Annotated in this window: 8 protein-coding genes; 5 read left to right on the forward strand and 3 right to left on the reverse strand. The window is 67.6% G+C overall.

Features of this window, described 5'->3' with window-relative positions:
• The first annotated feature begins 46 nt into the window (after nucleotides 1-46).
• Genes hisS through RN629_RS09580 form a run of 5 tightly spaced genes read left to right on the forward strand, consistent with a single transcriptional unit; the run spans nucleotide 47 to nucleotide 4,292 of the window.
• The gene (gene hisS / locus RN629_RS09560; protein ID WP_407035031.1) at nucleotides 47-1,297 is read left to right on the forward strand and encodes a histidine--tRNA ligase; all 1,251 of its coding nucleotides are present in this window, start codon (nucleotides 47-49) and stop codon (nucleotides 1,295-1,297) included.
• The gene (prfA, locus tag RN629_RS09565) at nucleotides 1,294-2,367 is read left to right on the forward strand and encodes a peptide chain release factor 1 (RefSeq protein WP_407035021.1); all 1,074 of its coding nucleotides are present in this window, start codon (nucleotides 1,294-1,296) and stop codon (nucleotides 2,365-2,367) included. The genes hisS and prfA overlap by 4 nt, the downstream gene beginning before the upstream one ends.
• A gap of 53 nt (nucleotides 2,368-2,420) precedes the next feature.
• Entirely contained in the window at nucleotides 2,421-3,233 is an 813-nt protein-coding gene (gene prmC, locus RN629_RS09570; protein ID WP_407035022.1) for a peptide chain release factor N(5)-glutamine methyltransferase, read from the forward strand.
• A 13-nt stretch (nucleotides 3,234-3,246) separates the two neighbouring features.
• Nucleotides 3,247-3,441 (forward strand): hypothetical protein, encoded by a 195-nt coding sequence (locus tag RN629_RS09575; RefSeq protein WP_407035023.1) that lies wholly within the window; start codon nucleotides 3,247-3,249, stop codon nucleotides 3,439-3,441.
• Nucleotides 3,442-3,500: 59 nt separating this feature from the next.
• Nucleotides 3,501-4,292, forward strand: a complete 792-nt coding sequence (locus RN629_RS09580; protein ID WP_407035024.1) for a DUF4167 domain-containing protein — start codon at nucleotides 3,501-3,503, stop codon at nucleotides 4,290-4,292.
• 79 nt (nucleotides 4,293-4,371) lie between these two features.
• On the opposite strand, the gene RN629_RS09585 is transcribed toward RN629_RS09580, so the two are convergent.
• From RN629_RS09585 to RN629_RS09595, 3 genes are read right to left on the reverse strand one after another with little or no spacing between them, the layout of a single operon-like run.
• Entirely contained in the window at nucleotides 4,372-4,650 is a 279-nt protein-coding gene (locus tag RN629_RS09585; protein ID WP_407035025.1) for a hypothetical protein, read from the reverse strand.
• Between the two features lie 36 nt (nucleotides 4,651-4,686).
• Nucleotides 4,687-6,165, reverse strand: a complete 1,479-nt coding sequence (locus RN629_RS09590; RefSeq protein WP_407035026.1) for an oligosaccharide flippase family protein — start codon at nucleotides 6,163-6,165, stop codon at nucleotides 4,687-4,689.
• The gene (locus tag RN629_RS09595; protein ID WP_407035027.1) at nucleotides 6,162-7,166 is read right to left on the reverse strand and encodes a glycosyltransferase family 2 protein; all 1,005 of its coding nucleotides are present in this window, start codon (nucleotides 7,164-7,166) and stop codon (nucleotides 6,162-6,164) included. Before RN629_RS09595 ends, RN629_RS09590 begins: the two co-directional genes overlap by 4 nt.
• Between the last annotated feature and the right edge of the window lie 304 nt (nucleotides 7,167-7,470).

Consider the following 7,470-nt stretch of genomic DNA (forward strand, 5'->3'; position numbering starts at 1 on the left):
GCACTCTAGCGCGGGGGCGCACATGTCCCTAGATACCGGCACCTCTATGGCACGGATCGAAACCCCCAAGCGCGTGCGCGGCACGCAGGATATCTTCGGCGACGAGCAGCGTCGCTTCGCCCATGTCTTGGCGCGCTTCGAGCATGTCCATCGGCTGTACGGCTTCCAGCGGCTCGACCTGCCGGTGTTCGAGGATACGCAGGTCTTCGCGCGTTCGATCGGCGAGACGACCGATGTCGTGTCGAAGGAGATGTACAGCTTCCCCGATCGCGGCGGCGACATGTTGACGCTGCGGCCCGAATTCACGGCGGGGATCGCGCGCGCCTATCTGACCGAGGGGTGGCAGCAATATGCGCCGCTCAAGCTCGCGACCTCGGGCGCGGTGTTCCGTTACGAGCGTCCGCAAAAGGGCCGCTATCGCCAGTTCCACCAGATCGACGCCGAGATCCTCGGCGCGGCCGAACCGGCGGCGGATGTCGAGCTGCTGGTGATGGCCGACCAGCTGTTGCGCGAACTGGGGATCGCCGAGGGCGTGACGCTCCAGCTCAACACGCTGGGCGATGCCGAGACGCGCGACGCCTGGCGTGACGCGCTGGTCGCGCATTTCGAGGCGCATCGCGACCAGCTGTCCGAGGACAGCCTGGTGCGGCTGGAGAAGAACCCGCTGCGCATCCTTGATTCGAAGGACCCGCGCGATCGGCCGATCGCCGATGCGGCGCCCGACATCGATGCCTATCTGACGTCCGCGGCCCGCGGCTTCTTCGACGCGGTGACGGCCGGGCTGGACGCGGCGGGGGTCGCCTGGACGCGCAATGCGCGGCTGGTGCGCGGGCTCGATTATTATCGCCACACCGCGTTTGAGTTCGTGACCGACCGGCTGGGGGCGCAGGGCACCGTGCTGGCGGGCGGCCGCTATGACGGGCTGATCGAATCGCTCGGTGGTCCCGCCACGGCGGGCGTGGGCTGGGCGGCCGGGGTCGAGCGGCTTGCGATGCTGCTCGACGAACCGGCCAGGCCGACCATCGACGCGGTCGTGGTGCCGATGGGCGCGGCGGCGGAGCTGCGCGCGACGGGCCTCGTGGCCGAACTGCGCCGGGCGGGGCTGTCGGTCGACATGGCCTATAAGGGCAATATGAAGCGCCGGATGCAGAAGGCCGATGCGCAGGGCGCACGGCACGCCATCATCCTGGGCGACGACGAACTGGCGGCGGGAGTCGCGACGGTGAAGCGGTTGGCCGACGGAACCCAGATACAGGTTCCGCTGGCCGATCTGGCGGGAATGCTGGCGCGCGCATGAAGACCATCTCCGCCGAACGCATCGCGCAGATCGAGGCGCGACGCGACGAATTGCAGGCGATGATGGCGACCGGCGACCTGCCCTCGGACCGTTTCGTCGCGGTGTCGAAGGAATATGCCGAGCTGGAGCCGGTCGCCAATGCCGCCGCCGAGGTGCGCCGGTTGCGGCAGGAAGCGGACAGCCTGGCCTATATGGTGCAGGACGGCGATGACGAGCTGCGCGCGCTGGCGGCGGAGGAACTCCACGCCAACCGCACCGCGCTGGCCACCGCGGACCGGCATCTTGCGCTCGCATTGCTGCCCCGCGACGCGGCGGACGAACGCGCCGCGATGCTGGAAATCCGCGCCGGGACCGGCGGCGACGAGGCGGCGCTGTTCGCCGGCGACCTGTTCCGCATGTACCAGCGTTATGCCGAACGGCAGGGCTGGCGGGTCGAGGCGATGTCCGCCTCCAGCTCCGACGCGGGCGGCTATAAGGAGATCGTCGCCTCGGTCGCGGGCGTGGGGGTGTTCGCCAAGCTGAAGTTCGAAAGCGGCGTCCACCGCGTCCAGCGCGTGCCGGTCACCGAATCGGGCGGACGGATCCACACTTCGGCCGCGACCGTCGCGGTGCTGCCCGAGGCGGAGGAGGTCGACCTCCAGATCGACGACAAGGATCTGCGCGTCGATATCTATCGTTCGTCGGGCGCGGGCGGCCAGCACGTCAACACCACCGATTCGGCGATCCGCATCACCCATATCCCGACCGGGTTGGTCGTGATCCAGCAGGACGAACGCTCGCAGCACAAGAATCGCGCCAAGGCGATGAAGGTGCTGCGGACCCGCCTGTACGAGGCGGAGCGCGAGCGGCTGGCGGCGGCGCGGGCGGGAACCCGGCGCTCGATGGTCGGGTCGGGCGATCGGTCGGAGCGGATTCGCACCTATAATTTCCCGCAGGGGCGCGTGACCGATCACCGCATCAACCTGACGCTGCATCGCCTGCCCGAAATTCTGGAGGGCGAGCTGGACGAGCTGATCGGCGCGTTGCTGGCGGAGGATGAGGCCGAACGGCTCGCCGCGATCGATGGCTGAGCGAGGCGGCCGTCACCCTTTCCCGGCCCTGGCCGGGGCAGGGGGGATCTAAGGTGGCGAACGCCCGCGACGCATTGGTCGAGGCGGCTGCGCGCTTCTCCTTTTCGCCGACCGCGCGGCTCGATGCCGAATTGCTGCTTGCCCATGCGCTGGGGATCGAGCGCAACGCGCTGCTCCTCGACCTGACCCGCGCGGTGCCCGACAGCTTCGGGCCGCTGGTCGAGCGCCGTGCCGCGCAGGAGCCGGTGGCCTATATCACCGGCACGCGCGGTTTCTGGACGCTCGACCTGAAGGTCGGGCCGGGCGCGCTGGTGCCGCGTGCGGATAGCGAGACGCTGATCGCCGCCGCCCTTGCCCATTTCGGCGGAACGCCGCCCGCCATGGTGCTCGACCTGGGCACGGGGCCGGGCACGTTGCTGCTCGCGCTGCTCGACGAATGGCGTTCGGCGCGCGGGATCGGCGTCGATTATTCGGCCGAGGCGCTGGGCTATGCCCTTGCCAATGCGCGGCTTTGCGGGATGGCGGACCGGGCGCGCTTCGTGCGCGGCGACTGGGCGGGCGCGCTGACGGGGGCGTTCGACTGTATCGTCTCCAACCCGCCCTATATCGGCACCGCCGAGCCGCTGTCGCCCGAGGTGAAGGACTATGAGCCGGCCGCCGCGCTGTTCGCCGGGCCGGACGGGCTGGACGATTATCGCCGTCTCGCGCCCATGTTGCGCCGGCGGCTGGCACCGGGCGGCGCGGCGCTGGTCGAGATCGGGTATGAACAGGCGGCCGCCGTCACGCCATTGCTCGAGGAGCAGGGATTTCGCGTCGTGCTGCACCGCGATCTGGGCGGGCGGCCCCGCGTTCTGCTCGCGCATTGAACAATCACCGTATGTGAACCATATTTCGCTTGAAGGACCACGCGTCTACCCGCTACAGCGCGGTCAGGGGCACGCGAACATCGACACCTTCACCATTTTCGGGGTCGCTGATTTCGGGCCGTTGCCCACATCCTTCGTCATGCAGTCGCTGCTGTCCGGCGGCCGTGGCAAGCGCTCCGATCGGGCGCGAAAGCTTTGCATCGCGTGATGCGCACGCGGTGCCGGGAAAAGTGGACCTTGTTGGTTTGACGACTAAGGACGAACAGCTTGATCAATAATCGGCAGGCCGGCCGCCGTCGCGGTCGTGGTGGCGGCAATAATGGGCAGCGTCCGGGGGGAAATCCTGGCCGCTCCGACAATGGCAATCGCATCGACAACCGCGCGCGCGGCAACGCCAACCAGTTGTACGAAAAGTACAAGAATCTGGCGGCCGAGGCGCAGCGTCAGGGCGACCGGGTCAACACCGAATATTATTGGCAGTTCGCCGATCACTATTTCCGGGTGTTGAGCGAGAGCCGCTCGCGCTTCGAGGAGCAGAATCAGCGTCGCCCGCGCGAGGAATCGCGCGACGATCAGTATGACGACGGCTTCGAGAATGAGAGCGAGGATTATGGCGACGAGGGCGACCCCATTCGCCCCGGCGAGCAGCAGGGCGACACCGAGGGCCGCCGCGAGCGTCAGCCGCGTGACGAACGTCCGCGCCGCGACCGCGACGATCGTCCCCGCCGCGACGATAGCCGTCGCGACGACAATCGCCGTCCCGTCCGGCGCGAACAGCCGGTCGCGGCCGAAGAGGCGAATGCCGACACCACGGCCGAATTCGTCGAACAGCCCGCGCCGGTTGCAGAGGCCGAAGCCGCGCCGCGCCGTCGCGGTCGTCCGCGTCGCGAGCGCCCGGTCGAAACCGCCGAGGCGGCTGAGCCCACGGGCTTCGATGCCGACCGTCTGCCGCCCGCGCTGAGCGCCGCGCCCGAGGGTGAGGCCGTGGCCGAGGAAAAGCCCCGTCGTCGTCGCGTCCGCGCGGCCGCGCCGGTGGAGCCGGAGGCGGCGGCGGGCTGATCGCTCTCCCCGACGCTTCGGCCCGACGCTTTGGATCGAAAAAAGGACCGGCCTCCGCTTTGATGCGGGGGCCGGTTTTTTATGGTCGCCGGTCGACATCCTCGTCATGCCCGGTGCCGGAGCTGAGAAACACCAGCCCCATCAGTGCGCCGGTCAGCATCACCATGCCGCCGATCCCGCCGATCACGCCCAGCATGGTGACGAAGTTGAGCGGACCATAGATGCGCGCGAGCACGACCAGCGTGATCGCGACCGCGATCGCGGCGACCAGCGTCATCCATGCCAGGATCGCGCGAAACCGCGCCCAGGCCAGGGCGGCCTGCTCGGGATCGTCAAGGCCGGAAGGGGGCGGAGCCATGCCCCGACTATGGGCAGGCCGCGCCGATCGGACAAGTCAGGGATGCGCGCGCAAGGCTTTGCGGGGCAGCCGATGCCATAGCACACCCAGGATCGCGTTGATCTCCAGCCGGATCGGATGGCGCAGCGCATAGATGACCACCAGCCAGAGGCCGACGCCCGCCAGCCCGGCCTCGCCCAACAGCACCAGCCCGACCGCTTCGGGCGGCGCGACCCAGCGATAGACGGCGAGCAGCGGCGCGACCGTGGCCAGCGTCGCGATCATGCCCTTGGCATAGATGCCCAGCATCGCGCGCCAGGCGAAGCCGGTCAGCCGCCGGATGAGCCCGACATAGAGGAGGAACCAGACGATTCCATAGGCGATGCGCGACATCGCCGCCCCCTCCAGGCTCAGCATCGCGCCCAACAGCAACAGGCCGATCGACGCGATCGTATCCACCGCGTTGAAGACGACAAGCTGCCGGATACGGCCGAGCAGGATCGGCAATTCGACATGCAGCGGCAGCGCGGTGATGAAGATCTGCCCGATTGCGATCCAGGCGAGCAGCGGCGCGACGCCGATCCAGCGCGGGCCATAGAGCATCAGCACGATCGGCGTCGCGGCGGCGGCGAGGAACGCCATGGCCGGCCAGGTCGCGGCGCTATAGGCGGCGACCACCCGCTGATAGGGGGCGGCCAGATCGGCTCCGGCATCGCGCAACCGGGCAAAGGCGGGGTAGAAGACGCCGTCGACCGCGCCGCTGACCAGCATCTGCAATTGCGCGGCCAGGCTGGAGGCGCGGCTGAACAGGCCGACAGCGGCCAGGTTCAGCACGCGGCCGATCACCAGATCGGGGCTGCGCGTGCCGATCGCGCCGCTGATATGCAACAGGGAACTGTTCGATCCGAAGCGCAGGATGGGGCCCAGGCCGGTCAGGCGGGGCGGGAAGGGGGGGCGTATCCCCGATCGCCACTGCCCGATCAGCGCGCGGGCACCCTGCTGTGCCACGGCGGCCCAGGCGAGGGCGAAGGCCGAATAACCTGCCCAGGCCAGCCCCAGCGCGACGGCGGCATTGGTCATCGCCGCGCCCACATTCACGAGGAACAGGGAGAAATAGTCCATCCGACGCTGCAGCATCGCGCTGGGCACGATGCCGAACGGCACGACGAGATAGGAGCCGGCGATGATGACCAGCAGCGGGGTCAGCCGCGCATTGCCGTAAAACCCCGCCAACGGCCAGGCGAGCGCCAGGATCAGCAATCCGATGCCAAAGGCGAAGATCAGCGACACCGAAAAGCAGGTCTCGACCTGCGCCGTGCTCAATTCTCGCTCGCCCGCGACGAATCGGCTGATGCCGAAATCCTGGAGCACCGACACCATCATCGCGGCTGACAGCGCGATCGAGAATAGTCCCATCTCGGATGGCGACAGGAAGAAGCGTGAGATCAGCACGCTGACCACGAACTGAATCGCAAAGGCGATATATTGCATGCCGATCGACCAGAGCGCGGCACCGCGGATCGAGATCCCGCTCATCCGCGGATCAGTGCCAGGGCCATGATTCGCGCCGCCCGCGGCTCACCGTTGCGCAGGAGACGCGCCACGGCACGCCACAATCCGGGCACGCGCGATGCGGGATCGCGCCGCGTATCGGCGATATGCCGGGTGATGAACGGCAGTCCGTCCTGGGCGATGGCGACGGGATTGAACAGAATGCCGCGCACCACCTCGGCCCGGACCGCCCTGGTCAGGCCCACCCGACCGAAAAGATCGTCCAGCCTGTCGATGGGGGGCAGGCTGTCCCACTGATCCGATGGGTCGGGTCGTCCGGCAAGCCGCTCCGCACGCGCCAGTCGCGCCATGGCGGCACCATAGTTCAGCGGCACCGCATGACGATTCGACACCTGGCTCGGTGAATAGCGATAGCGCAGCAGCCGATCCGGCAGATTGGCCATGCGCGTGCGCTCCGCCAGCCGGAGCCACAGGTCATAATCCTCGCAATGCCGATAGGCCGCACGATAGCCGCCGACCGCGATCAGCAGCGATCGACGCATCATGATCGAGGGGTGGCAGAGCAGAGGCCCGGTTTCCAGCGCGGCGTGGACGGCCTCGGTCGAAACCGGATGATCGATGGGGTGCTCCGTCCGTTCCTCGCCCTTGTCGGTGATCGGAATGACCCGCGTGCCCAGCACACCGTGATCGGGATGGCTGTCGAGAAAGGCAACCTGCCGGGCGAAACGGTCGGGCAGCGCGATATCGTCGCCGTCCATCCGCGCGATATACTCGCCGCGCGCCTGGTCGATCATCAGGTTCAGGCTGGCGATGAGGCCGCGATTCGGCTGGTGGATGGCGCGGATGCGCGGATCGCGCGCGGCATAGGCGTCGATGATCGCGCGCGAATCGTCGGTCGACCCATCATTGACGATCAACAACTCGAAATCGCCGAAGCTCTGGGCGAGCACGCTCTCCAGCGCGGCGGCCAGATAGGGGCCGTTATTATAGACGCTCAGGGCGACGGTGATGCGGGGCGATGTCATATATCTATCGCACGATCCCTAAAGGCGGGGGCTAAAGATGCCCTTAAAGCAGGCGCGCGAAAGGCGCGAATCCCGCATCGCCAGAAGGTTCCCCGGCCCATCCGACTATGTGCGCCAGATAATCCTATGAGTTTATTGGAGAATCCGATTTTTTACGGTTTCGTGGCACTTTTTCTGTTGACCCTAATATGGTGTATGGGTAGAGGGGTTTCACCGCGACGGAGCGGGCCACTGAGTGTGGCGCTTCGGGGTGGTACTGGCATTGAGATGCTGGCACGCTGGGTTTCTGGACCGGAAGGGTTCA

It is taken from the genome of Facivitalis istanbulensis (assembly GCF_040560405.1).
GTDB lineage: Bacteria > Pseudomonadota > Alphaproteobacteria > Sphingomonadales > Sphingomonadaceae > Sphingomonas > Sphingomonas istanbulensis.

What these genes read in the sequence shown, in the direction of transcription:
- hisS (WP_407035031.1), top strand. Translation starts at nt 47, where the DNA reads ATGGCACGGATCGAAACCCCCAAGCGCGTGCGCGGCACGCAGGATATC.
- prfA (WP_407035021.1), top strand. Translation starts at nt 1,294, where the DNA reads ATGAAGACCATCTCCGCCGAACGCATCGCGCAGATCGAGGCGCGACGC.
- RN629_RS09585 (WP_407035025.1), bottom strand. Translation starts at nt 4,650, where the DNA reads ATGGCTCCGCCCCCTTCCGGCCTTGACGATCCCGAGCAGGCCGCCCTG.
- RN629_RS09590 (WP_407035026.1), bottom strand. Translation starts at nt 6,165, where the DNA reads ATGAGCGGGATCTCGATCCGCGGTGCCGCGCTCTGGTCGATCGGCATG.
- RN629_RS09595 (WP_407035027.1), bottom strand. Translation starts at nt 7,166, where the DNA reads ATGACATCGCCCCGCATCACCGTCGCCCTGAGCGTCTATAATAACGGC.